At 64.3% G+C, this 25,040-nt stretch carries 21 protein-coding genes; 13 read left to right on the top strand and 8 right to left on the bottom strand.

Annotated elements, in window-relative coordinates; genetic code table 11:
- Positions 1-39 precede the first annotated feature (39 nt).
- The 7 genes from ABB27_RS12395 to rph all read right to left on the bottom strand — a co-directional run bounded on the left by ABB27_RS12395 (position 40) and on the right by rph (position 6,466).
- The gene (locus ABB27_RS12395; protein WP_057629068.1) at positions 40-387 is read right to left on the bottom strand and encodes a PilZ domain-containing protein; all 348 of its coding nucleotides are present in this window, start codon (positions 385-387) and stop codon (positions 40-42) included.
- Entirely contained in the window at positions 384-2,906 is a 2,523-nt protein-coding gene (locus tag ABB27_RS12390; protein ID WP_083491290.1) for a DUF1631 domain-containing protein, read from the bottom strand. Before ABB27_RS12390 ends, ABB27_RS12395 begins: the two co-directional genes overlap by 4 nt.
- Before the next feature lie 70 nt (positions 2,907-2,976).
- Positions 2,977-4,203 carry a radical SAM family heme chaperone HemW gene (gene hemW / locus ABB27_RS12385; RefSeq protein WP_057629066.1) on the bottom strand — a complete coding sequence of 409 codons (1,227 nt, stop codon included), beginning with the start codon at positions 4,201-4,203 and terminating at the stop codon, positions 2,977-2,979.
- 35 nt (positions 4,204-4,238) lie between these two features.
- Positions 4,239-4,739 carry a hypothetical protein gene (locus ABB27_RS12380; RefSeq protein WP_152984558.1) on the bottom strand — a complete coding sequence of 167 codons (501 nt, stop codon included), beginning with the start codon at positions 4,737-4,739 and terminating at the stop codon, positions 4,239-4,241.
- Between the two features lie 16 nt (positions 4,740-4,755).
- Positions 4,756-5,355, bottom strand: coding sequence for an RdgB/HAM1 family non-canonical purine NTP pyrophosphatase (gene rdgB / locus ABB27_RS12375; protein WP_057629063.1), 600 nt, complete (start codon positions 5,353-5,355; stop codon positions 4,756-4,758).
- Complete coding sequence (locus ABB27_RS12370; protein WP_057629061.1) at positions 5,352-5,741, bottom strand: VOC family protein; 390 nt, start codon at positions 5,739-5,741, stop codon at positions 5,352-5,354. The genes rdgB and ABB27_RS12370 overlap by 4 nt, the downstream gene beginning before the upstream one ends.
- On the bottom strand, positions 5,738-6,466 hold the full coding sequence (gene rph / locus ABB27_RS12365; RefSeq protein ID WP_057629060.1) for a ribonuclease PH: 729 nt from the start codon (positions 6,464-6,466) through the stop codon (positions 5,738-5,740). Before rph ends, ABB27_RS12370 begins: the two co-directional genes overlap by 4 nt.
- A 109-nt stretch (positions 6,467-6,575) precedes the next feature.
- Between rph and ABB27_RS12360 the strand changes: the two genes are divergently transcribed.
- From ABB27_RS12360 to ABB27_RS12335, 6 genes are all read left to right on the top strand, one after another.
- A complete protein-coding gene (locus ABB27_RS12360; RefSeq protein ID WP_057629058.1) occupies positions 6,576-7,436 on the top strand; it encodes a YicC/YloC family endoribonuclease in 861 nt (286 codons plus the stop codon).
- A gap of 219 nt (positions 7,437-7,655) precedes the next feature.
- Positions 7,656-8,288: a guanylate kinase gene (gene gmk, locus ABB27_RS12355; protein ID WP_057629056.1), complete on the top strand. Its 633-nt coding sequence runs from the start codon at positions 7,656-7,658 to the stop codon at positions 8,286-8,288.
- Between the two features lie 112 nt (positions 8,289-8,400).
- Positions 8,401-8,700 carry a DNA-directed RNA polymerase subunit omega gene (gene rpoZ / locus ABB27_RS12350; protein ID WP_057629054.1) on the top strand — a complete coding sequence of 100 codons (300 nt, stop codon included), beginning with the start codon at positions 8,401-8,403 and terminating at the stop codon, positions 8,698-8,700.
- Positions 8,701-8,806: 106 nt separating this feature from the next.
- Positions 8,807-10,966, top strand: coding sequence for a RelA/SpoT family protein (locus tag ABB27_RS12345; protein ID WP_057629053.1), 2,160 nt, complete (start codon positions 8,807-8,809; stop codon positions 10,964-10,966).
- A 733-nt stretch (positions 10,967-11,699) separates the two neighbouring features.
- A complete protein-coding gene (locus ABB27_RS12340) occupies positions 11,700-12,341 on the top strand; it encodes an FABP family protein (RefSeq protein WP_057629051.1) in 642 nt (213 codons plus the stop codon).
- Between the two features lie 688 nt (positions 12,342-13,029).
- On the top strand, positions 13,030-13,413 hold the full coding sequence (locus ABB27_RS12335) for a RidA family protein (protein WP_057629049.1): 384 nt from the start codon (positions 13,030-13,032) through the stop codon (positions 13,411-13,413).
- A 57-nt stretch (positions 13,414-13,470) separates the two neighbouring features.
- Here ABB27_RS12335 and ABB27_RS12330 read toward each other — a convergent pair whose 3' ends face one another.
- A complete protein-coding gene (locus tag ABB27_RS12330) occupies positions 13,471-14,508 on the bottom strand; it encodes an AraC family transcriptional regulator (RefSeq protein WP_057629047.1) in 1,038 nt (345 codons plus the stop codon).
- A gap of 120 nt (positions 14,509-14,628) precedes the next feature.
- Between ABB27_RS12330 and ABB27_RS12325 the strand changes: the two genes are divergently transcribed.
- The 7 genes from ABB27_RS12325 to ABB27_RS12295 all read left to right on the top strand — a co-directional run bounded on the left by ABB27_RS12325 (position 14,629) and on the right by ABB27_RS12295 (position 24,762).
- Positions 14,629-15,858 (top strand): parallel beta-helix domain-containing protein, encoded by a 1,230-nt coding sequence (locus tag ABB27_RS12325; RefSeq protein WP_057629045.1) that lies wholly within the window; start codon positions 14,629-14,631, stop codon positions 15,856-15,858.
- Positions 15,859-15,867: 9 nt separating this feature from the next.
- Entirely contained in the window at positions 15,868-17,055 is a 1,188-nt protein-coding gene (locus ABB27_RS12320) for an SO2930 family diheme c-type cytochrome (protein ID WP_057629043.1), read from the top strand.
- Between the two features lie 79 nt (positions 17,056-17,134).
- Positions 17,135-19,540 (top strand): TonB-dependent receptor, encoded by a 2,406-nt coding sequence (locus tag ABB27_RS12315; RefSeq protein WP_057629041.1) that lies wholly within the window; start codon positions 17,135-17,137, stop codon positions 19,538-19,540.
- Between the two features lie 195 nt (positions 19,541-19,735).
- Positions 19,736-21,865, top strand: a complete 2,130-nt coding sequence (gene recG / locus ABB27_RS12310; RefSeq protein ID WP_057629040.1) for an ATP-dependent DNA helicase RecG — start codon at positions 19,736-19,738, stop codon at positions 21,863-21,865.
- 65 nt (positions 21,866-21,930) lie between these two features.
- A complete protein-coding gene (locus ABB27_RS12305; protein ID WP_057629118.1) occupies positions 21,931-22,866 on the top strand; it encodes a nucleoside hydrolase in 936 nt (311 codons plus the stop codon).
- 99 nt (positions 22,867-22,965) lie between these two features.
- Positions 22,966-23,208 (top strand): type B 50S ribosomal protein L31, encoded by a 243-nt coding sequence (locus ABB27_RS12300; protein ID WP_057629116.1) that lies wholly within the window; start codon positions 22,966-22,968, stop codon positions 23,206-23,208.
- A gap of 279 nt (positions 23,209-23,487) precedes the next feature.
- Positions 23,488-24,762: a citrate synthase gene (locus ABB27_RS12295; RefSeq protein ID WP_057629038.1), complete on the top strand. Its 1,275-nt coding sequence runs from the start codon at positions 23,488-23,490 to the stop codon at positions 24,760-24,762.
- The last annotated feature ends 278 nt before the right edge of the window (positions 24,763-25,040 follow it).

Genomic DNA, 25,040 nt, shown 5'->3' with positions numbered 1-25,040 from the left:
GCCGCAATCGGCTCACCGCTGCTGTGCCGTTTTCGGCACTCAGGCCGGGGGAAGACGGTCCTCGATCCAGCGCTGCAGCTGCGCCTGCTGGCCCTTGTCCAGGGTCAGGAAACGGAACCCGGCCCATGACTGGTCGGGTGCGTGGGTCGGCTCGAACCACAGCAGGTGCGCGCCGACGTCGATCTGCAGCTGCCCGCCACGGCCATCGGCAATGGGGAACTGCAGCTGGTACAGGGCGTCGTCCTGCAATGCCACGGAGGCGATCAGCAACATGCCGGTTTCGGATATGTTGCCGAGCCGGCCGATCTGGGCGCCGGTCATCTGGTCGCGTACCGGCACCAGTTCGGGCACCTGCAGGCGCGGTGCGCGGCGGGTATTGGTGATCATGCCGACTCTCCGGCGTTGGTGGACTGGCCGGCAATCGAGCGCAGTGCGCGCACGGTGGCCTGCCAGGCGCGGTCAATCAGGCGACCCTTGTCTTCGGTGACGATGCGCAACTGGCCTTTGGCCATCAGCCGCGCCATCGCGTCCAGTGAATTTTCCGACACCTTCTGGCCACGCTGATTGACGAACAAGGCGTTGCCGGTGATCAGGCTGTACCAGGACAGACGCTGGCGGCGGTTGTCGCCCTGCTGGTTGACGGTGAATTCGAACCAGGTGCCGAACGGCAGCGTGCGCAGTTGGCGGTAATGCGCCTCCTCCTGCTCAGTGCGGGCGGGCTCGACTTTCTTGCGGCGCTCTTCTTCTTCCGGCTCGCCGGACTCGCCCAGGCGCGCGCGCATCTTGAGTTTGGCGGCCAGCTCGGTGCGTGAGGTGATGTCGTCCTCGCCGCCTGGCGTGGACAGCCGGCGTGAGATGGCGGCCGCTTCATCCTGGTGGTAACCCACCTGCAGCAGCGATTGTTCGATTTCCTCGCCGAAACTGGTATCGGCCGCGCCGCCGGGCGCCAGGCCGGTGATCTCGCCGATACGGCGGGTGGCCTGCTCACGCTGCTGCCATTCCTCCGACTCTGCCCCCTGGCGCAGCAGGGTGAGTGTCAGCACGTCGGCCCAGGCCTTGCGCAGCAGGGTCTGCACGAACTTCGGCGGCTCGCTGCTCTGGCACAGCGCGTCGATGGTGTTATTTGCCAGCTGCTTGGCGGCCTCCAGGCGTTCCTTGCCGCGCGCGGCATCGACCTGGCGGCGCTCGGCCATCTCCGCGCGACGGGCTGCCGAGCGCAGGTGGCCCTGGATGATGTCGTTTGCTTCGACGAAGACGGTCTCGTCGCCCTGGTAATCGGTGACGACCTTGTTGACCGCGTCCTTGAGCTTGAGCAGCAGGACCGGATCGCTGTCGTCATCGCTGAGCCAGACAGCACCGGATTCGGCCACCGCATTGAGCAGTTCGCGGGCCGGGTGCTGGTCGCGCAGGAAGAACTCCTGGTCGCTGATGGCGGCACGCGCCAAGGGCACCTGCAGGCGCCGCAGCAGGTCGGCAGCCGGGCCTTCGCTGCGGACTTCCCGGTGCAGCTCGGAATAGAGCATGCCGAGCAGGTCCATGGTGTCGCCGTCCTGCACCGACAGCGTCGCGGCTGGGCCGTGTTCGGCCTTGACCTGGGCGATCAGTGCATTGCGGATGTCCGCCATGCTGTGACGGCTGCCGGAGGATGATGCGGCGGTCTGCAGCTTGCCCAGCACGTCCATCGCGGTCTGGGTGGAGACCGGTTGGGCAGGGCTGCCTGCAGGCTGGGTGGCCAGCGGCGCGGCAGCTGTGCTGACTTGCTGGGCCTGGGCCTGTGCCGCCTGCAGGGCGGTGAAGTCGGGCATGCCGGCCATGCCTGCGTTCGCGCCAGCGGCACGGCCTGCTGGCATGGCACCGCTACCTGCCGGCGCAGGACTACCAGAACCAGCAGAACCAGCAGAACCGCCAGCGCTGCCGGGGCTCATCGCAAGTGCGTGGCGGGCGGCATCCAGCAGGCTGTGCAGGCTTTCCATCGGCGCCATGGCGGCTGCCGCGTCCGGCGCATGCGTCGGCGCAGCGGTGGCATGGGACGGTACAGCCGCTGCGCTGGCTTGCAGCTCATTGGAAATACTGGCCCACGATGCCGCCGGTGCCTGGCCTTGCCAGCTGGTCAGCGGGGCATTGCCCGCCGCGCGCGGCGCGGCATTGCCGGCATCGGCTTGCCCGCTGACAGCGCCGCTGCCACGCGGCGCCGAGGGGCGGGCGAGGTGTGGGCGATACACCAGCCCAGGCAGCACGCCTTCGCGCTCCAGCAGGATGTTGAGCCGGTCCACCAGTTCGCTATGGCGCGGCATCACCATGCGGTCGAACACCTGGTACAGCACCAGCTGGGTATCGAGGTTGAGCTGCATCTGTTCGCCACACTCGCGCAATGCGCGGCACAGGGCGTACGGGCCGACCGGCAGCCGCTCGGGATCAAACGCCGGCTGTGCGGCCAGTACCGCAAAGCGCTGGCCCAACAGCAGCAGCGGGCTGGTTGCACGGAAGGCCTCGCGTCGGGCCATTTCGTGCAGCACGATGTCGCGGTCGATGTCGGTGTCTTCAACCAGCGTCATCGCCTTGAACGCGGCGGCGTGGGCTTCCGGGCTGGCTTTGGGCGGGTCCTTGAAGGCCGCCACTTGTGCGGCCAGCGCGTCCAGGAAGAAGTCCGGCAGCTGCTCGGTGTGTTCACGCAGGACCCGCAGCTGGGCGTAGATGTCGGACTGGATCTGGCTGTTGTGGGCCATTTCCGCCTGTTTGAACAGGGCGCGCTCCAGGTCGATGGCAGTCAGCTGCAGCGGCGTGCGCAGGACTTCATCCGTGGCCAGGAAGGAAATCTCCAACAAGTGACGTACGCGGGCAGGTGCCTGCGTGGCGGCGATCCGTGCCATGGCCTGGCTGGACGAGCGTGGTGCGGTGCCTGACATCCTGTTTTCCTTCCCCCTGAATGGGAGGTTTCTATCATTTATGTGATGTAAGTGTCACTTTCTGCACGTTTCAGCCCAGAAACAGCTCCACTACATCGTTGGTGAAGCGGCGGCCAAGCTCGGTGGGGATCCATTGTTCGCCGCTGTTGGTGATCCAGCCACGTTCCACCGCCACTGTCAGGGAGGGTAGAAGCACGCTTCGTGCCAAACCGGTACGCGCTTCAAAGTCGCGCAGGTTGAAACCCTCGTGCAGGCGCAGCAGGTTGAGCATGTACTCGAACGGCAGCCGCTCGGCGCCGATCACCTCATCGCCGCCGATGCTGGCCAGGCTGCCGGCGGTATCCATGAAGATCTGCGGATGCTTGTGCTTCCAGCGGCGCAGCACGTGCTGCTCGGCGCCGGAGCTGATCTTGCCATGTGCGCCGGCGCCAATGCCCAGATAGTCACCGAAGCGCCAGTAGTTGAGGTTGTGCTGGCATTGCCAGCCATCACGGGCGTAGGCGCTGACTTCGTACTGGCCATAGCCGCGCTCGGCGAGCAGGGCCTGGCAGTGTTCCTGGATGTCCCAGGCACTGTCTTCGTCGGGAATGCCCTGCGGCGGCCGGGCGAAGAACACCGTGTTCGGCTCCAGCGTCAGCTGGTAGTGCGAGATATGCGTGGGGTCCAGCGCGAAGGCGCGCTCAAGGTCGTATTCGGCCTGGGCCAGCGTCTGCTGTGGCAGCGCGTACATCAGGTCGATGTTGAAGTTGTTGTAGCCGGCGTCCTGCGCCAGCTTGACCGCGCGTTCGGCCTCGTTGCTGTCGTGGATGCGGCCCAGCCGCTGCAGCGCTTCATCGTTGAAGGTCTGGATGCCGAAGCTGATGCGGTTGACCCCGGCCGCGCGGTAGCGGTCGAAGCGGCCGTGCTCGGCGGTGCCGGGGTTGGTCTCAAGCGTCACTTCCAGGTTCGGCGCGAAACGCAGCCGCGCACTGGCCTGCTGCAGGAAGCGGTCGATCGCCTCCGGCGGGAACAGGCTGGGCGTACCGCCGCCGAAGAACACGCTGCTGACCACCCGGCCCCAGACCAGCGGCAGGTCCTGGTCCAGGTCGCGGATCAGCGCGTCGATATAGGCATCGAACGGCAACTCACCCTTGCCCGCATGCGAGTTGAAATCGCAGTACGGACATTTGCGCACGCACCACGGCAGGTGCACGTACAACGCCAGCGGCGGCGGCACCAGCACGCCGGCGGCGTGGCTGTGATCGACCGAGCAGGATTCGCCGGGAAGGTGGTTGCAGTGGTCGTGGGAGTGCGGCATGGAAGGCGAGTACGTAAGAGTGAAGGGTGTGGGCGCTATTGCGCGGCCAGTAAGCTTGGATCGACCAGCGAGCGCGGTTGTGCACGTAGCACGGTTGCGGCGATATCACGGAACATCGGCGAAGGGCCTTGATAGCTGCCCATTTCGTTGTCCATGAGGCGATGACTTGCCGGTCGGCTGCCGTTGCGCATGTGAAGGTAGAGGCCGGAGACCATGCCTTTGCTCTTGTCTGCGAAGTTGTCGTAGCGAACTTCGAGTACGTCGAACAGTGGGACTTGGCGCCAGCGGTGCGCGGTGGAGATGTTGTGGTAGCGAAGATGTCCTGCTTTTTCATCCACTACAACGCGCTGCCACATGATGGGGGCTGCGATCAATTCGACCGCGAACACACCGCCCAGCGTCCATAACGGAAGTGCAAGCCAGGAATACTTGCCGTCATAGGCCAGCAGGCCGCCGACTATGGCGCCGGTGATGCCACCGAGGATGGCGACTACCAGCACAAGCCCCATCCGGGTCCGATAGCGGCGTGGCGTCATTCCCTGATCTCCGTGGTCAATCGAAACTAAGTTGCGACATGCGCTGCAACAACAGTTGCAGGGCCTTGGCGCGATGGCTGCGGCCGTTCTTCTGCGCCGGCTCCATCTGCGCGGCGGTCAGGCCGAGTTCTTCATCCAGGAACACCGGGTTGTAGCCGAAGCCATTGCTGCCACGCAGTTCATCGATGATGCGGCCTTCCCAGCTGCCTTCGCAGATCAGCGGTTGCGGATCGTTGGGGTGGCGCAGCAGCACGATCACCGCATAGAAGCGGGCAGTGCGGCGCTCGGCGGGCACATCGCGCAGCGCTGCCAGCAGCTTGGCGTTGTTGGCGGCATCGTCGGTGGGGCTGCCGGCATAGCGCGCGCTGTACAGGCCGGGTGCGCCGTCGAGAGCGTCGACGATCAGGCCGGAATCATCGGCCAGCGCGGGCAGGCCGGTCACTTCGCAGGCGTGGCGCGCCTTGATCAGCGCGTTCTCGACGAAGGTCAGGCCGGTTTCGGGCACGTCGTCCACGCCCAGCTCGCGCTGCGGCACGATCTGCAGCGGCAGCCCGGCCAGCATGGCCTGCAGTTCCTTCAATTTGCCGGCGTTGCCGCTGGCCAGTACCAGTTTCATTGCTTGGGCTCCAACAAGTCCCAGGTGTTGCCATACAGATCGCGGAACACCGCGACGGTTGCATAGGGCTCTTCGCGCGGGGTTTCGAGGAATTCCACGCCACATGCGCTCATCGCGGCATGGTCGCGCCAGAAATCATCGGTGTGCAGGAAAAAGCCAACGCGGCCGCCGGTCTGGTTGCCGATGCGGCTGCGTTGTTCTTCATTGCTGGCCCGCGCCAACAGCAGCGCGGCAGCGCTGCCATCGGTAGGGCCGACCACCACCCAGCGCTTGCGGCCTTGGTCCAGGTCTTCCAGCAGCTGGAAGCCCAGCTTGCCGGTGTACCAGGCAATCGCCTCGTCGTAGTCGGCGACTACCACGGTGACCAGGGCAAGGCGCCGGTTCATGCCTGCGCCAGTGCCGCCTGCTGCGCGTCGAACAGCTCGCGGATGCCCTTTTCGGCCAGCACCAGCAGCGCATCCAGTTCGTCGCGACGGAAGGCGTGGCCTTCAGCCGTGCCCTGCAGCTCGATGAAGCCGCCGCCATCATTCATGACGACATTCATGTCGGTATCGCAGTCACTGTCCTCAGCGTAATCCAGGTCCAGCACCGGCTGGCCCTTGTAGACGCCGACCGAAACGGCAGCGACCGCGCCGAACAGCGGGTTGCGCTTGATATCGCCGCGCTTCATCAGCAGGTTGACCGCGTCGACCAGGGCGACATAGGCGCCGGTGATGGCGGCGGTGCGGGTGCCGCCATCGGCCTGCAGCACGTCGCAGTCCAGGGTGATGGTGCGTTCGCCCAGCGCATTGCGATCGATGCAGGCGCGCAGGGTACGGCCGATCAGGCGCTGGATTTCCAGCGTGCGGCCACCCTGCTTGCCGCGCGCGGCTTCGCGGTCGGAGCGGGTGTGGGTGGAGCGCGGCAGCATGCCGTATTCGGCGGTCACCCAGCCTTCGCCCTTGCCGCGCAGGAAGCCCGGCACGCGGTTTTCGACGCTGGCGGTGCACAGCACGCGGGTGCCACCGAAGCTCACCAGCACCGAACCTTCGGCGTGACGGGTGAAGGAACGCTCGATGGTGACAGTGCGCAACTGGTCGGCCGGGCGGCCGCTGGGACGGGAAAAGGTCATGGGGGATCCGTTAGTACGAGATGATCAGGTGGGCGTCTGGGCGGTTGATGCACCAGCGTCCAGAGGCGGCTAGGTTACCATTCGCCCTTTGAAACGCATCGGAAAACACATGATTCGGAGCATGACCTCCTATGCCGGCGGCGAACGCATCACCCCGTGGGGCACGCTGGGTTGCGAACTGCGCTCGGTGAACCACCGGTTCCTTGAAGTGGGCGTGCGCCTGCCCGAGGACCTGCGTGCGCTGGAACCGCAGCTGCGTGAGCGCATTGCCGCCCGGGTCAGCCGCGGCAAGCTGGATCTGGTGATGCGCCTGCGCGCGCCCGAAGCTGCCACCTCGCTGGCGGTCAACGAGGTGCTGGTCGAGCAGCTGGCTGAATTGGCACAGCGTCTGCACGGGCGCTTCCCGGCGCTGCAGGTGGGTTTCACCGATCTGCTGCAATACCCGGGTGTGCTGCGCGCCGAGGCTGCCGACAGCACCGCCCTGCATGCCGAAGCCCTGGCCCTGCTGGAGGAAACCGTGGCCAGCTTCGTGCAGGCGCGTGAGCGTGAAGGCGACAACCTGGCCACCGCCATCAGCGAGCGCGTTGATTCGGTCGAGCGCATCGCCGCTGAAGTGCGGGAACTGATCCCGGCCATCCGTGAAGGGCAGCGGGTCAAGCTGGCCGCACGCCTGGCCGACCTGCCGCACCCGGTTGACCCGGGCCGCGCCGAGCAGGAGCTGGTGATGTGGCTGCAGAAGCTCGACGTGGATGAGGAGCTGGACCGCCTGGACAGCCACATCGCCGAGATCCGCCGCGTATTGCGCCAGCGCGAGCCGGTCGGTCGCCGGCTGGATTTCCTGCTGCAGGAATTCAACCGCGAGGCCAATACCCTGGGCTCCAAGTCGGTGGACGCGCGCACCTCCAATGCCGCCGTCGAGCTGAAGGTGCTGATCGACCAGATCCGCGAGCAGGTCCAGAACATCGAGTAAAGGTAGTGCCGAGCCATGCTCGGCAAAGCCATCTCAGGATGCAATGTAGTGCCGAGCCATGCTCGGCAGAGGCTCTACCGGTAACGCCCAGTCGAGCATGGCTCGGCTCTACTGGTGGCGCCGTTCCCACAAGGTTCCTGGCGGCCATGAACCCCCGGTTCCTGCACAGACCCGCCCACGCCGGTACAATGCCGGGCCATTCCGACGTTGGCCCACCGCATGCGTGGCACCCTCTACATCGTCGCTGCCCCGTCCGGGGCCGGCAAAAGCAGCATCGTCAACGCCACCCTGGCGCGCGACCCCCACATTTCCCTGTCGATCTCCTTCACCTCGCGGGCCATGCGCCCGGGCGAGGAGAACGGCAAGCATTACCACTTCGTCCCCGCCGCCGAGTTCGAACAGATGATCGCCGCCGGCGATTTCTTCGAGCACGCGCTGGTGCATGGCGACTGGAAGGGTACGGCGCGGCAGTCGGTGGAACCGCAGCTGGCGTCCGGTAAGGACGTATTGCTGGAAATCGACTGGCAGGGTGCACGCCAGGTACGCGAGAAAGTGCCGGGTGCGGTCAGCGTGTTCATCCTGCCGCCGTCGCGGCAGGCGCTGGATGAGCGCATGCGCAAGCGTGGGCAGGACAGCGAGGCGGTGATGGCCCAGCGGCTGGCCGCCGCGCGCGAGGAAATGCTGCATTACGACGAGTTCGACTACGTCATCATCAACGAGGATTTCGACACCGCCGTCGGCGAAATGTGCTCGATCTTCGCCGCCAGCCGGCTGCGCTGCGCGCCCCAGCAGGCGCGCCATGCCGAGCTGATTGCCTCGTTGTTGGCCCCTGAAAACCGAGCAAGTGATTGATCCACAAGGGGCTGTTCAGGCGTTGACTTGATTTCAGACCCTGCCTGCCCCTACAATCCGTCCCCTTTCCCTCATTCGATCGAGCGGCCGTTGCAGGTCGCCGGGAGCCCGCATGGCCCGCATTACCGTAGAAGATTGCCTGGAAGTCGTTAACAACCGTTTTGAGCTGGTCATGATGGCGTCCAAGCGTGCCCGTCAGCTGGCCAATGGTGTCCAGGCGACGATCGACAACAGCGAGACCGAGGACAAGCCGACCGTGTTGGCGCTGCGCGAAATCGCTGCCCGTCGCATCGACAATGACCTGATCGAGGAAGTCGAGAAGTCCGAGCGTGAGCGTGCCGAACGTGAAGCACTGGAGTGGGCTGCCGCGGAAGTGGTTGCCGACGAAGACATGTCCAAGAACGACGATTGATCGCCGCTCTGGCATCGATTGATGTTGTCTGCAAACAGCCCGCCGCAAGCGGGCTGTTTGCGTTGTGGCAATTGCCGTGGAACGCCCGCTGGCATAGTCTTCTGACATGAACCCAGGCCCTTCCGCCCAGGTAGCCACGCCCGCGGGCGGGGTGATACCTGACTATGTACTGCAACTCGAACGCGCAGCCAGCTATCTCCCCGCCGAGCAGCTGCCGCTGCTGCGTCGTGCCTGGGAAGTGGGCGCTGCCGCACATGCCGGCCAGACCCGCAAATCCGGCGAGCCCTACATCACCCATCCGGTGGCGGTGGCGCGCATCCTGGCCGAACTGGGCCTGGATGTTGAAACCCTGATCGCCGCGATCCTGCACGACACCATCGAAGACACCCCGCTCACCGGCGAAGAGCTCGCCGCCGAGTTCGGCCAGGCCGTGGCCGATCTGGTCGAGGGCGTGACCAAGCTGGACAAGCTCAAGTTCCGCGACCGCCAGGAAGCCGCAGCGGAGAGCTTCCGCAAGATGCTGCTGGCGATGTCGCGCGACCTGCGCGTGATCATGATCAAGCTGGCCGACCGCCTGCACAACATGCGCACCCTTGGCGCGCAGAGTGCCGAAGCGCGGCGCCGCATCGCTACCGAAACGCTGGATATCTACGCGCCCATCGCCCAGCGCCTGGGCATGAACCTGATCAAGTCCGAGCTGCAGAACCTCGGCTTCCGCGCGCTGTACCCGTGGCGCCACGCCATCATCGAAAAACACATCCGCAGCCAGCCGGTGGTCCGCCGTGAGTCGATGGCGCAGGTGGAAGTGCAGTTGTCGCAGCGCCTGGCGCGCGAAGGGCTGGAACATCGCCTGATCAGCCGCATCAAGACGCCGTGGAGCATCTACACCAAGATGCGCGAGGAGAACAAAAGCTTCGACCAGGTGATGGATGTGTTCGGCTTCCGCCTGGTGATGCGCAGCGTGCCCAACTGTTACCACGCGCTGGGCGGCGTGCATGCCGCCTTCAAACCGCTGGACGGCCGCTTCCGCGACTTCATCGCCATTCCCAAGGCCAATGGCTACCAGTCGCTGCACACGGTGCTGTTCGGCCCCTATGGCTCGCCGATCGAAGTGCAGATCCGCACCGAGGAGATGGACCTGATCGCCGAGCGCGGCGTGGCCGCGCACTGGACCTACAAGTTCGGTGGCGACGGCCCCAACAGCGCGCAGAGCAGGGCACATGCGTGGATCGTGGAACTGATCGATTCGCAGCGCACCGCCGGTTCGTCGCTGGAGTTCCTGGACAACGTCAAGGTTGATCTGTTCCCGGACGAGGTTTACCTGTTCACGCCCAAGGGCAAGATCCTGGCGCTGCCACGCAACTCGACCGCGCTGGACTTCGCCTATGCGGTGCATACCGACGTGGGCAACCGCGCGGTGGCCTCACGCGTGGACAAGAAGCTGGTGCCGCTGCGCACACGGCTGGTCAGCGGGCAGACCGTGGAAATCATCACCGCGCGTTCGGCGTCGCCCAAACCGCAGTGGCTGGAATTCGTGGTCAGCAGCAAGGCGCGCACCGCCATCCGCCACCAGCTCAAGCAGCTCGAGCACGAGGACGCGGTGCAGCTGGGCCACAGCATGCTCGACCGCGCGCTGGAAGCGATGGACAGCTCGATTGAGCGGCTGCCGAAGGGGCGCCTGGATGCCTTCCTGGCCGAGCACCGCTACCCGCGCCTGGAGGCCTTCCTGGCCGACGTGGCGCTGGGCAACTGGATGCCGACCCAGGCCGCGCAGGCGTTGATGTCCTATGCCGAGCTGCGTGCCAGCGGCGTGACCCATCGTGCCCAGGAGAAGATCCTGATCAATGGCAGCGAGCGTGGCGTGGTCAGCTTCGCCAACTGTTGCCAGCCGATTCCGGGCGACGACATCATGGGTTACCACACCGCCGGCAAGGGCATCGTGGTGCACCGTCTGGATTGCCCGAACCTGGCCGAACTGCGCAAGACCCCGGATCGCTGGGTGCCGATTGGCTGGGATACCAGCGTGGTGGGCGATTACGACACCGCCCTGGTGGTCGAGGTGGAGAACGGCACCGGCGTATTGGCGCAGTTGGCCGCCGCCATCGCGCAGAGCCATTCCAACATCGAGCGGGTGGACTACCTGGACCGCGACTTCAACGCCGCGGTGCTGTGTTTCAACATCCAGGTACGCGACCGCAACCATCTGGCCGAAGTGATGCGCCGCCTGCGTCGCCTGCAGGTCGTGCAGGCCGTCCGCCGCCAGTAGCAGGTAGTGCCGAGCCATGCTCGGCAGAGGCTCTACCAGGGTAGCCACAGTGGTTTTTGTGGGAGCGGCGTAAGCCGCGAAGCTGGTATCGATGATTCAACAGGCATGTCCGCCAGCTGGATGTGTCATCGGCTTCGCGGCTTACGCCGCTCCCACAAACAAAAAGCGCATCGGATGTACGGGGAAAATCCCAGCTGAGCATGGCTCGGCTCTACCTGTTTCGCGCTATCCACACAGGCTGTGTTCTGCTGCCTACACAAGCTGTGGATAAGGCGCGGCAGCCCTTGCTGCATGGGCCTCTGCAAAACATGGTGATATTTTGTCCACGAGCTGTGGATGAGATGCGGTAGTGCCGAGCCATGCTCGGCAGGGGCCTTCCCGGCTACCTGTAGGAGCGGCGTAAGCCGCGAGGCCTGGGCTGCTGGAATCATGGCGCTGCCTGCAATCTGTTGGACCGTCTGCTTCGCGGCTGACGCCGCTCCCACAAATGAAAGCCGCCTTGGATGCGCCGGGAAAGCCCCAGCCGAGCATGGCTCGGCTCTACCTGTTTGGCGCTATCCACACAGGCTGTGCTCTGCTGCATACACAAGCTGTGGATAAGACGCGGCAGCCCTTGCTGCACGGGCCTCTGCAAAACATGGTGATATTTTGTCCATGTGCTGTGGACAGCCAGGGATGAGCCTGTGCCAGGTTCTGCGTACCATGGCCGGCATAACCACAAGGCTGTACCCCCATGACCGCGTTCCCCGAAGACATCTATACCGAACCCAGCGCCGATCCCGATACGTTGGCCAACCTTGGGCCGCTGGCGCCGCTGGCCGGCATCTGGATCGGTGAGTGCGGCATGGACGTCAACCCGAAAGCCGATGGCCCCGAGCGTCAGGTGTATATCGAGCGGGTCGAGCTGCAGCCGATTGATGCCCAGCCCAACGGACCGCAGTTGTTCTACGGCCTGCGTTACCACACGCGCATCGTCAAACCCGGTGAAGTGGAGACGTTTCACGATCAGGTCGGTTACTGGCTGTGGGAGCCTGCCAACGGCACGCTGATCCAGACCCTGAGCATCCCGCGCGGGCAGACCGCGATGGCGGTGGGCAAGGCGGCGGCCGATGCCAAGACCTTCCGCCTGCGTGCCGAGCGCGGTTCGACAACCAATGGCATCAGCTCCAATCCCTTCCTGGAACATGCCTTCCGCACCGAGAGCTACGAGATCCAGGTGACCATCAATGACGATGGAACCTGGTCCTATGAGCAGGAAACGGTGCTGATCATTCCCGACCGCAGCGAACCGTTCGCACATACCGACCGCAATACCCTGCGCAGGATCGGCGCGCCGACCCCGAACCCAACCGCGCAGGCAGCAGCTGTCGTGTAGTGCCGAGCCATGCTCGGCAAGGGCTTTACCGATAAATCGTAGGAACGGCGTAAGCCGCGAAACTGGCATCGCTGGAATCATGGCGCTGCCTGCAATCTGCCGGACCATCCGCTTCGCGGCTTACGCCGCTCCTACAGAATCATGTTGGGATTTCCACGAATGCCGCGGGCAAGTCTTGCTGCGCTATCCACACAGGCTGTGTCCTGCTGCATCCACAAGTTGTGGATAAGCGCGCGCAGCCCTTGCGCTGCGGGCCTCTGCAAAACATGGTGATATTTTGTCCATGAGCTGTGGATGACTCGTGTAGTGCCGAGCCATGCTCGGCAGAGGTCTTCCCGGCCATCTGTAGGAGCGGCGTCAGCCGCGAAGCTGCCATTGCTGGAATCATGGCGCTGCCTGCAATCTGTTGGAGCGTCTGCTTCGCGGCTTACGCCGCTCCTACAAACAACGACTGCATCGGATGTACGGCAAAGCCCCAGCCGAGCATGGCTCGGCTCTACCTTGCTGGGCTGTCCACACAGGCTGTGTCCTGTTGCATCCACAAGCTGTGGATAATCCTTCGCAGCCCTTGTGCAGCCTTGCTTTCAGGGTGGTGGTGAAGTTTTGACCAGTGCCCGCCCGGCGCGGTCAGGCAGGCGCCAAGGTGGCGACGTTACAATGGCCCACCTTTTCCAGACTGGAGTTGTCCATGTCCCGCCAGATCATCAACACCGCCAACGCCCCGGCCGCCATCGGCCCGTACTCGCAGGCCGTGCGTGCCGGCAACACCGTGTATTTCTCCGGCCAGATCCCGCTGGACCCGGCTACCGGTGAGATCGTCGCCGGCGACGTCACCGCACAGGCCCGCCGCGCCTTCGACAACCTCAAGGCCGTGGCCGAGGAAGCCGGTGGTTCGCTGGACAAGATGGTCCGCCTGGGCCTGTACCTGACCGACCTGGGTGAGTTCGCCAAGGTCAATGCAGTGATGCAGGAATACTTCCAGGCCCCGTTCCCGGCCCGTTCCACCATCGAAGTGTCGGGCCTGCCGAAGGGCGCCGCGTTCGAAGTCGATGCGATCATGATCATCGACTGATCCGCATATCGGATCCGCTTGTTGCTGCAGATGCCCGGGAAACCGGGCATCTGCATTTCAGGACGGTGGTAGCCGCGTGCCGCTCGGGGTTTGCCCGGTCCAGCGCTTGAAGGCGCGGCGGAACTCGCGGGCATCATTGAAGCCGAGCTGGTTGCCAACCGCTGCAACCGCAAGCTCCGGGTCCTGCAGCAGTTCCAGCGCACGTTCGGTGCGCACCCGGTCATGCACTTCGGTGAAGCTGGTCTCCTCGTCGGCCAACTGCCGGCGCAGGGTGCGCTCGCTCAGGTGCAGGGCCAGCGCGATTTCACTCATCTGCGGGTTCTCGCGCAGCCGTGGCCGCAGCTGGCGCTCGACCGCAGCCGTGGTTTCGCCGCGGCCGGCCAGGGTGGCCAGCTGCGCATGGCAGAGGGACAGGGCCTGTTGCGAGGTGACCGGGTTGTAGCTGGCAAATGGCAGCTGCATCCACCGCTGGTCCAGGACCAGTGCGTGACGTGGCTGGTTGAAGCGCAGTTCGCAGCGGAACAAGGCCTGGTAGTGATCGATGCAGCTCGGTGGCGGGTAGCCCAGCTCCAGCCGCAACGGGCTGAATTCATTGCCAGCAAGCTCGCGGCCAAGCATCACGATGCTGGAAAACATTTCCTCGCAGAGAAAGGGCAGCAGGTCATTGGCCTCGTCCGGCGCGGTGGCGACGATGGCCAGGCTGGTGCTGTTGTTGTCCTCCAGGCTCAGGCTCATCAGGGGCCCGAGGTTGCGCTGGTAATCCAGCCCGATCCGCACCGCATCGCCGAAGGTGCGCGCGGTCTTCATCGCCAGGCCGAGCAGGCCGAAGTTGCCGCCGTTCTGGTTGCCGCCCATGGCCAGCCCGACCCCGTCGATGGCAAAGGTGGGCAGGGCGCGGCGTATCACTTCGATCGCCTGCCGATAGGAAATACGGGTGCTGGGATCATTGAGCTGCGCGGCACTCAATTGCAGCCCGTTGAGCCAGTGGTCGCTGTTGACGCCGAGCTGTTCGGCCAGCAGCAACAGCCCACAGAGCATGTTGGTTGGAACGTTGGCGATGCTAAGGCGGTCGCCGCCGCCGCTCCTGCGATGCATGCAAGCCCCTCCAGCTTGTCCGCTTTGCCCCCCCAAGTATGCCGTTCTTGCCCTTCGCGTGAACACTTCCTGAAGGCCAGACTGCGCCCAACATCTGCCGGCGTATGGGAGAAAAAGATAATGCAGCGCAGCATCAGCTGGGTAATCGCCACCGGAGTGGCACTTTTGGCCGGCTGTCAGCAGCAGGCGTCCGCGCCGGCGGTGGCCGCCGCCGATGCGGCATTTGCGGCCACGCTGCAGGAGCGCCTGCTCGATGCCAAGCCTGGCGACGTGATCGAGATCCCGGCTGGCCGCCACCAGTTCGAGCGCAGCCTGAGCCTGCGTGCCGACGGGGTAACCCTGCGCGGCGCTGGCATGGACCAGACCGTGTTGAGCTTCAAGGGGCAGAAGGCCGGCGCCGAGGGGCTGCTGGTCAATGGCGACAACTTCACCATCGAGAATCTCACCATCGAGGATTCCAAGGGTGATGGGCTGAAGATCAGCGAGTCGGAAAACATCACCATCCGCGGCGTCAAGGTGCAGTGGACCGGCGGCCCCAGCACCAAGAACGGCGCCTATGGCATCTACCCGGTGCTGACCAAGAACGTGCTGATCGAGAACACCATTTCCATCGGCGCCTCCGATGCCGGCATCTACGTCGGCCAGTCCGATGGGGTGATCGTGCGCAACAGCCGCGCCGAGCAGAACGTGGCCGGCATCGAGGTCGAGAACACCCGCAACGCCGATGTCTACGACAACGTCGCCACCGGCAATACCGGCGGCATCCTGGTGTTCAACATGCCTGGCTTGTCGCAGCAGGGTGGCAACATCCGCGTGTTCAACAACAAGGTCATCGCCAACAACCACGAAAACTTCGGCGCCAAAGGCACGCCGGTGGCCAGCGTGCCGGCCGGCTCGGGCATCGTCATCAATTCCAATGATGACATCGAGGTGTTCGACAACGAGGTGCGCGACAACGCCACCACCAACATCATCGTTTCCAGCGTGTATTCCACCGGCTACAAGGACAGCAGCGCCTCGCCCAACTTCGATCCCTACCCGGAGCGCATCTACATCCATAACAACACCTTGTCCGGTGGTGGCGACTCGCCCGATGGCCTGGACCTGAAGGCGCTGAAACTGGCGATGTACGGCCTGACCGGCAACTTCCCGGACGTGTTGTGGGATGGCTATTACAACAAGGAGCGGGTGGTGGACGGGGTCAAGGTCGGCCCGCAGATCTGCCTGCGCAACGTCAGTGGTGTGATCAATGCCGATGGCCCGGGCGGTTACAAGAACCCGAGCAAGGACGCCAAGCCATTTGAATGCGATCTGCCGCGCTTGCCGGCCATCGACCTGAAGCGTGGTTGAGGCCTGGGCATGCGCAAGCTGATGGTGCGGGGGATGGTGTTGGTGGCTGCCTTGCTGGTGCTGGCCGGGTGCGGCAAGCCGGAAGGTGTGCATTTTTTCGAGCAGGGGCAGCCTGCGACGCTGGATGAGTGGCATGTGCTGCGTGTGAGCGATGGCCGCCTGTCACTCAATGACGGCGTGGTGCCGTACGACCTGAACACACCGCTGTTCAGTGATTACGCGCACAAGCTGCGCACGCTGTGGATGCCCAAGGGGCAAGCGGCGGGTTACCAGCCCGAGCATGCGTTTGATTTCCCGGTCGGCACCATCCTCAGCAAGACCTTCTATTACCCGCTGCCCGCGGCTGGCGCGGCCGACGGCAAATCGGTGGCGCGTACGCCACCAGCGCAATCGGTGCTGCAGGGCGAAACCCTGGACCTGTCCAAGGTGCGCCTGATCGAGACGCGGCTGCTGGTCCACCGCAAGGAAGGCTGGGTGGCCTTGCCCTATGTGTGGAACAAGGCGCAGACCGAGGCCCACCTGCAACGCACCGGTGCCAGTGTTGATCTGGAACTGGTGGCCGCCGATGGCGCACGCGAAGCGCTGTCCTACCAGGTGCCGGATCAGAACCAATGTGGCGGCTGCCATATCACCGACAACCGCTCGCGCAAGCTGCTGCCGATAGGCCCCAAGGCCCGTCATCTCAATCGCGATTTCGACTATGCCGGCGGCCGCGACAACCAGCTCGCGCATCTGGCAAAACTCGGCTATCTGAAAGACCTGCCAGCGCCGGACCAGCTGCCGCGCATGGCCGATGCCAGCGATCCGGCGGCGCCGCTGGAGGCACGTGCACGCGCCTATCTGGATGTGAACTGCGGGCACTGCCACAGCCGCACCGGTCCGGCCATCACCTCCGGCCTGTGGCTGGATGCGCCCACCCAGGATCACTTGCGGCTGGGCATGTGCAAGCAGCCCATTGCCGCTGGCAAGGGCACCGGCAACCGCCTGTATGACATCCAGCCCGGTGATGCCGACGCTTCGATCATCGCCTACCGCATGGACAGCGATGACCCGGCGGTGATGATGCCGGAGGTGGGGCGCGCGGTCGTGCACAAGGAGGGCGTGGTGCTGATCCGGCAATGGATCAACGCGCTGCGGACAAACTGCGATACGGCGGGCGAAGGCCAGCCGGGCAATACGGGCCCGCCGGCGGTCTGACGCCGGTATACCTCACTGCGTGGGAGAGAACGCGATGCGAGTGAAGCAACGGAATCTGGTAGTCGGTTTGCAGCGGGCCATGGCCGGGCTGATGGTATTGGGGGCAACGGCCCCGGCAATGGCCCAGTCGGCGACGGAGGATGCTGCCACCACGCTTGACCGCATCACCGTCACCGCGCAGAGCCGGCAGCAGGAAATACAGGATGTGCCGATCGCCCTGCAGGTGGTCGACCAGAACCTGCTCAATGACGTGGCGGCGGAGAACCTGGGCGATATCGACAGTCTGGTGCCCGGGCTGGTGATCAGCGCGGTGCAGCCAACCCAGCCCTCATTCAAGCTGCGCGGTGTTGAAACCGATGATTTCGGCATTGGTACCGATCCGGCGGTGGGCATCTTCGTCGATGGCGTCTACGGTGGGCGCGGTGGTGGCGTGCTGCTGCCGTTCGTCGATGTGGAGCGCATCGAAGTGCTGAAGGGCCCGCAGGGCACCTTGTTCGGCCGCAATACCGCCGCCGGCGCGATCTCGCTGATCACCCGCCGACCGCAATCCGAAACCGAAGCGCGCGCCACGGTGCGCGTGGGCAACTACGGCAAGAAGTACGCCGATGCGATGTGGAACATCCCCACCGGCGACAATTCCGCGCTGCGCTTCAATGCCTTGATCAACACCAGTGATGGCTGGTTCCAGGACGGTGCCACCGGCAAGGACCTGGGCGGCGAGAATGTCTGGGCCACGCGCGCGGCCTGGCAGACCCGCTTCGGCGACAACACCACCGCCTATGTCAGCTGGGACCACGAAAGCCTGGACCAGAACGGCCGCGTCACCACCGGCATTGTGCCGTTGCCGGCGTATCCGCAGCGGCCGCCTGTGCCGGTGGACCCGGACGACTATCTCGACCCGCGCAAGATCAAGACCTATAGCGATGCCGACAACGCCGAATGGCGCACCTTCGACGGCGTCAGCCTGATCGTCGATCACGCCTTGTCGTGGGGCAACTTCACCTCCACCAGCTCCTGGCGCCAGTACGACTCCACCAACCACACCGAGGAAGACGGTACCAACCGCTTCGACCTGTACGTGGACTCGAAGAATACCGAGAACAACGAAACCTTCTACCAGGAGTTCAAGTTCTCCGGCAGCAATGAGCGCTTCGACTGGGTGGCCGGCGTCAGCTACTTCAACGAGGACGCGCGGCAGACCAGCGAGGTCAATACCAATACCGAGGCGGTGGACAACATCATCCGCAACATGGGGGTGGCGTATCAGCTGGGCATACCCGATGGCAGCCTGTTCAACTTCACCTCGATGCTGGCGCAGATGAACGGCATTCCGATTTCGCTGGTTGGCGAAAAGTGGAACGAGCGCTTCAACAACACGCTGGACACCACGTCCTACGCCGCTTTCGGCGACGTCATCTGGAAGGCCACCGACCGCCTCAATCTGACCTTCGGCCTGCGTTACACCCGCGACGAGAAGGATTTCAGCTGGCTCAATACGCCACGCAATGCGCCGGGGCTGGAGGCCAAGCTGGGCACGCTGGAGGCGGTGGGCTTCTTCCAGGCGCTGGCGCAGATGGGTATCCCGATCACCCGCGAACTGCTGACCTTCGACATGGCCTTCATTGATCCGCCGGCCATGGCCAACAAGGGCAAGCTGGTGCGCGACAAGAAGAGCTGGAGTGACTGGAGCCCGCGTTTCGTCGTCGACTACCACCTCAATGACGACACCATGGTGTTCGGCTCGCTGGCCAAGGGCTACAAGGCTGGTGGCTTCAACGCGCTGCAGATCGGCCCTGCGTTCGAAAATGAAGACGTGTGGAATCTGGAAATCGGCCTGAAGCAGAGCTTCGAGCGCTTCTCCTATAACGTCTCCGTGTTCCATTACCAGTACGACAACCGCCAGGCGATCCGCCTGATCGACCCGGACCCCAACAATCCGGTCGATATCCCCGTCTATGTCTTCGACACCAGCGATCTGGAGGCCACGGGCGTGGACTTCGACATGCGCTGGAAGGTCACCGACGGCCTCACCCTGGATGCGGCGGCGGAATGGATAGATTCCAAGTACAAGAACTACGTGACGCCGGAAGGTGTTGACCTGGACGGGGCGCCGACCGGTGAACCGCGCTTCAGCGCATCGGCCGGCGCGGTATACCTCGCTGACCTGGGCGGCAACGGTCAGCTGCGCTTCTCGCTGCGTCACGCCTACCGTGGCGCCACCCGCTGCAACGCAGGCTCCGATCTGCAGGGGGATTGCGGCATTAGCAAGGTGCTCAACATCGGTGAATCACAGCAGCGCACCGACGTGCGGGTCGGCTGGACTTCACCGCTGAAGCATTGGAACTGGGCGGTGTACGCCAACAACGTATTCGACAAGCAGTACGTGCGCGGCCTGAACACCTATGGCCACGACCCGCTGGGCGTAGTCGGCGCAACCATCACCGACCCGCGCACTTACGGGTTGGAGATGACAGTGAAGTTCTAAAAATGTTACCTGCGCAAAGGGCTCCCCTCTCCCGCCTGCGGGAGAGGGGTTGGGGGTGAGGGCCTGCGCGCCACGTACAGCAGTCAGCACCAAGGCGCCAATCGACACAGCAAATCAGCAGTTGGGGAGTAGGAAACCCCGGCGTCCAACCACGCCGGGGTTTCTGTTTGCGGCGCATGACGGCATCCTTACGCAATGTCTGCACGCCGTGACCTCGCCACCCTCGATCTATCCACCGAACCACTGAGCCATCTGGCCGGGGTCGGGCCACGGGTGGCAGCCAAGCTGGAAACCCGTGGCCTGAGCACCTTGCAGGACCTGTGGCTGCACCTGCCGCTGCGTTACGAAGACCGCACCACGCTGCTGCCTATCCGCGCGCTGAAAGCGGGCATGGCCGCGCAGGTGGAGGGCAGGGTGGAAGCGGTGGAGCGCGGCTTCCGCTACCGGCCGGTGCTGCGGGTGGCGATCAGCGACGATTCCGGCGCGACCCTGGTACTGCGCTTCTTCCATTTCCGCGCTGCGCAGGTGGCGCAGTTCGCGGTCGGCCGGAGGCTACGCGCCTATGGCACGCCGCGTGCGGGCCAGCAGGGTCTGGAGATCGTGCATCCCAGCTACCACATGCTCGGTGATGGCGAAGATGCGCTGCTGGGCGAACTGCTGGACCCGGTGTACCCGGCGGTGGAGGGGATTGGCCCGGCGAGCCTGCGCAAGCTGATCGGGCAGGCGTTGGACCGCCTGCCCGCTGCCGCCGCGCTGGAATTGTTGCCGCCGGCCTTCCTTGCCGGCATGGGCCTGCCGTCACTGCGCGATGCCTTGCTGACCATGCACCGGCCGCCGGCCGATGCGGATATCGCTGCCTTGGGCGCGGGCACACACCCGGCGCAGCGGCGGCTGGCGATGGAGGAACTGCTGGCCCATCACCTGAGCCTGCGCCGGCAACGCATCGCGTTGCAGCAGCATCGCGCGCCTGCGCTGCGCGGCCGCGATGGACTGGTCAAGGCCTTGCGTGAGTCGCTGCCGTTCAAGCTGACCGGTGCGCAGCAGCGGGTATTCGATGAGATCCGCAAGGACCTGGCACGCGCACATCCCATGTTGCGGCTGGTTCAGGGCGACGTGGGCTCGGGCAAGACCGTGGTCGCGGCGTTGGCGGCGATGTTGGCGGTGGAGCGTGGCAAGCAGGTGGCGTTGGCGGCGCCGACCGAGCTGTTGGCCGAGCAGCATCTGAACAATCTACGCAGCTGGCTGGAGCCATTGGACGTACGCGTGGCATGGCTGGCCGGCAAGGTCACCGGCAAGGCCCGCGCCAAGGTGCTTGAAGACGTGGCCAGCGGCCATGCACAGGTAGTGGTCGGCACCCATGCACTGATGCAGGACAGCGTGGTGTTCAACGATCTGGCCCTGGCCATCGTCGATGAACAGCATCGCTTCGGCGTGCACCAACGCCTGGCATTGCGTGACAAGGGGGCAACGGCCGGGGTGGTACCTCATCAACTGGTGATGACCGCCACGCCCATCCCGCGCACCTTGGCGATGGCGTCGTATTCGGATCTGGATGTATCGGCCATCGACGAACTGCCGCCAGGACGTACGCCGGTACAGACCATCGCCATCAGCGCCGAACGACGCCCTGAACTGGTCGAGCGCATCCGCGTGGCCTGCCAGCAAGGACGGCAGGTGTATTGGGTATGCACGCTGATCGAGGAAAGTGAGGAAGATGCGGGGCCGGGCAATGCACGCATGGACGCGCAGGCCGCGCAGACCACCTTTGAAACATTGTCGGCGCAGTTGCCGGAGTTGCGCATCGGGCTGGTCCATGGGCGCATGAAGGCTGCCGAAAAGCAGGCGGCAATGCGCGCATTCAAGCAGGCCGAAACCGATCTGCTGGTCGCTACCACGGTGATTGAAGTCGGCGTCGACGTGCCCAACGCGTCGTTGATGATCATCGAGAACGCCGAGCGCCTGGGCTTGGCCCAGCTGCATCAGCTGCGCGGCCGTGTTGGTCGCGGTGCCACGGCCTCCAGCTGCGTGTTGATGTACCAGGCGCCGCTGTCGGCGATGGCGCGTGAACGCCTGGAGACCATGCGGCTCACCAACGATGGCTTCCTGATCGCGGAGAAGGACCTGGAGCTGCGCGGTCCCGGCGAACTGCTGGGCACCCGCCAGACCGGTCTGGCGGCGTTCCGGGTCGCCGATCTGGCGCGTGATGCCGGCTTGCTGCCAACTGTGCACGACTTGGCCGAACGCCTGCTCAGCGATGCGCCGGATCTTGCTGACCGGATCGTGCGTCGCTGGATTGGTGGCGCGGTGCGCTACGCATCGGCCTGATTGCATGCTTCCACTGTCATGGAGGAGGTGACAGACTCCATGACCAACCAGAAGTGAAGCAGAAGATGAGCAAGAAGATACCGTTGCTGATTGATACTGACCCGGGCGTGGATGACGCACTCGCACTGCTGATGGCCTTTGCCGATGCGCAGCACGAGGTGGTCGCGTTGACCGTGGCAGCGGGTAACGTCGGCCTGGAATACACCGTGCGCAATGCACTGAAGCTGTGCGAAGTCGCTGGTCGCGAAGACGTGCCGGTGTTCGCCGGTACCGCCGATCCGCTGGTGTACCCGGCTGAAGATGCCGCGCACGTGCATGGCCGCGACGGCTTCGGCGACGTCGACCTGCCGCTGACTGCCCGCAAGGTGGAAGCCGAGCACGCGGCATTGGCAATCCTGCGGCTTTCGCATCAATACGCAGGCGAGTTGTTGCTCGTCGCACTTGGCCCGCTGACCAATATCGCGTTGGCGCTGAAGCTCGATCCCAGCCTGCCGCAGCGCGTGAAACGCTTTGTGGTGATGGGCGGCGCGATCACAGGCCACGGCAACATCACGCCGGCTGCAGAGTTCAATATCGCCTTCGATCCGGAAGCGGCGCATATCGTGTTCAGCACCTTCCCGTTCATCGAAGTGGCGGACTGGGAAGCGACCATCGCCCACGGTTTGATGCACCGCGATGTCGAGCAGTGGTTGGCCGCCGATACCGCCAAGGCGCGCTTCTACGAACTGATTTCGCGCAAGACCCGGCTGTGGTCGGAAGACAGCCGTGGTGAGCGTTGGTACGCCGCCGATGCATTGGCGATGGCCTGGGCGCTGCAGCCGGAAGGTGGCAAGGTGGTCGAGCAGCGGCCGCTGTCGATCGAACTGACGGGTAGCCGCAGCCGTGGCGCCACCATCGTCGACTGGAACCGCCAGACCGGCGCGCCGGACAATACCGCGCTGCTGATCGGCTATGATCAGGCCCGCTTTGAAGCACAGGTGCAGCGGGCGCTGGGCCTGTAACGGCCGGCTAGACAGCCCGGTGGAAGGCTGGCTTGCCAATTGAGGCAAGCCCTGCCTATAATGGCGGTCTTGACCACCAGCCTATACGGTGTGAGCCCCATGAAGGCCGATATCCATCCCGATTACCACAACGTCGTTTTCCACGACGTGACCTCCGATTTCAAGTTCCTGACCCGTTCGACCATGTCTTCCAAGGACACGGTCAAGTGGGAAGACGGCGAAGAGTATCCGCTCGTCAAGGTTGAAATTTCCTCGGCTTCGCACCCGTTCTACACGGGCAAGCACAAGGTTATCGATACCAGCGGCCGCATCGACAAGTTCCAGAAGCGCTACGCGCGCTGATTGGACTGGTTGTTGCTGCACAGACAACGGCCGCGCCCTGCGCGGCCGTTGTTTTGTCTTGCCTGTCGTACGGCTGAACCATTGCAGAATCTGGCGGTAGTGCCGGCGTGACGCTGTGTCGCGCTGAATCCTTGCCTATAAGACTTTTGTCTTCGCAATCTGCAAATGCTGCTGTGCGATAATCGTCGGAACCGCAGTGGAAAACTGCGGAATTCCTTCACGCGCCTGCCCGCACCCCAATCGTCAGGACAGGCGCCTTCCACTTGAGGAGCGCACACTGTGTCCGATCTTGATCAGGTCACGCTCAACGCCGGCGAAAAGTCGGTCGTTCTGCCTGTCGTCAAACCCGTCCTGGGCAATAACTGTGTCGATATCTCGAAGCTGACCAAGGAAACCGGTCTCTTCACCTACGACTCTGGCTACACCGCTACCGCCAGCTGCAAGTCGGCCATCACCTACATCGATGGTGACAAGGGCGTGCTGCTGTATCGCGGCTATCCGATCGAGCAGTTGGCTGCCAAGTCCAGCTTCGTCGAAGTGGCTTACCTGCTGATCAATGGCGATCGTCCGAGCGCCGACCAGCTGAAGGCTTTCGAAGCCGAACTGACTGCCGAAGCCGGCGTCGATGATTCGATCAATACGCTGATCGGCAGCTTTGCCAAGGACGCGCATCCGATGGCGATCCTGGCTGCCTCGATCGCGCAGCTGTCGGCCAAGTACCACGCCGCACTGGATCTGGACGACGCCGAACAGCGCCGCCAGGCTGCCGTGCGCCTGATTGCCAAGGTGCCGACCCTGTCGGCCCTGATCTACCGTCACGGTGCCGGCCTGCCGGCCAACAAGCCGGACACCTCGCTGGACTACGTCAGCCGCTTCCTGAAGCAGACCTTCGAGTCGGCCGACGGCAAGTACGATCTGAACAAGGACGTGGTCAAGGCACTGGATCTGCTGTTCATCCTGCATGCCGACCACGAGCAGAACGCCTCGACCTCGACCGTGCGTCTGGTCGGTTCCACCGGCGCCAACCCGTACGCTTCGGTTGCCGCTGGCGTGACCGCGCTGTGGGGCCCGGCACACGGCGGCGCCAATGAAGCCGTGCTGAAGATGCTGGAAGAGATCGGTTCGGCCGACAACGTCGAGTCCGCCGTGGTCAAGGCCAAGGACAAGACCTCGGGCTTCCGCCTGATGGGCTTCGGCCACCGCGTGTACAAGAACTTCGACCCGCGCGCCAAGGTGATCGGCGAGATGACCAAGCAGGTGCTCGGCCAGCTCGGCGTGCAGGATCCGCTGCTCGACGTGGCGATCAAGCTGGAACAGGCTGCGCTGCAGGACGAGTACTTCGTCGCCCGCAAGCTGTACCCGAACGTCGATTTCTACAGCGGCATCATCTACAAGGCACTGAATATCCCGACCGAGATGTTCACCGTCATGTTCGCGCTGGGCCGTACCGCGGGTTGGGTATCGCATTGGCTGGAACAGCAGGTTGATCCGGAAATGAAGATCGGCCGTCCGCGTCAGGTCTACACCGGCCACGACGTGCGCGACTACAAGTAATGGCCGTGGCGCAGTAATGCGCCGCTACCATCACCGCAAAAAGCCCCGCTTCGGCGGGGCTTTTTGTTTGTGTTTGTCTCCCACAAACGCAGATTGCTAGCTCTGTAGTGCCGAGCCATGCTCGGCAGGAGCTTTGCCGGTAAGGCCTCTGCCGAGCATGGCTCGGCACTACGCCCGCTCCCTTTGCCGTAGGCAAGGGGAGGGCTGGGGAGGGGTTGGCTTTGGGGCCTTTCGCGCGCAGTACCAGCTTCGCGGCTTGCGCCGCACCTGCATGCGTC

Origin of the sequence: Stenotrophomonas terrae (genome assembly GCF_001431465.1) — a bacterium.
GTDB lineage: Bacteria > Pseudomonadota > Gammaproteobacteria > Xanthomonadales > Xanthomonadaceae > Stenotrophomonas > Stenotrophomonas terrae.
This window is presented reverse-complemented; position numbering and strand designations above follow the sequence as displayed.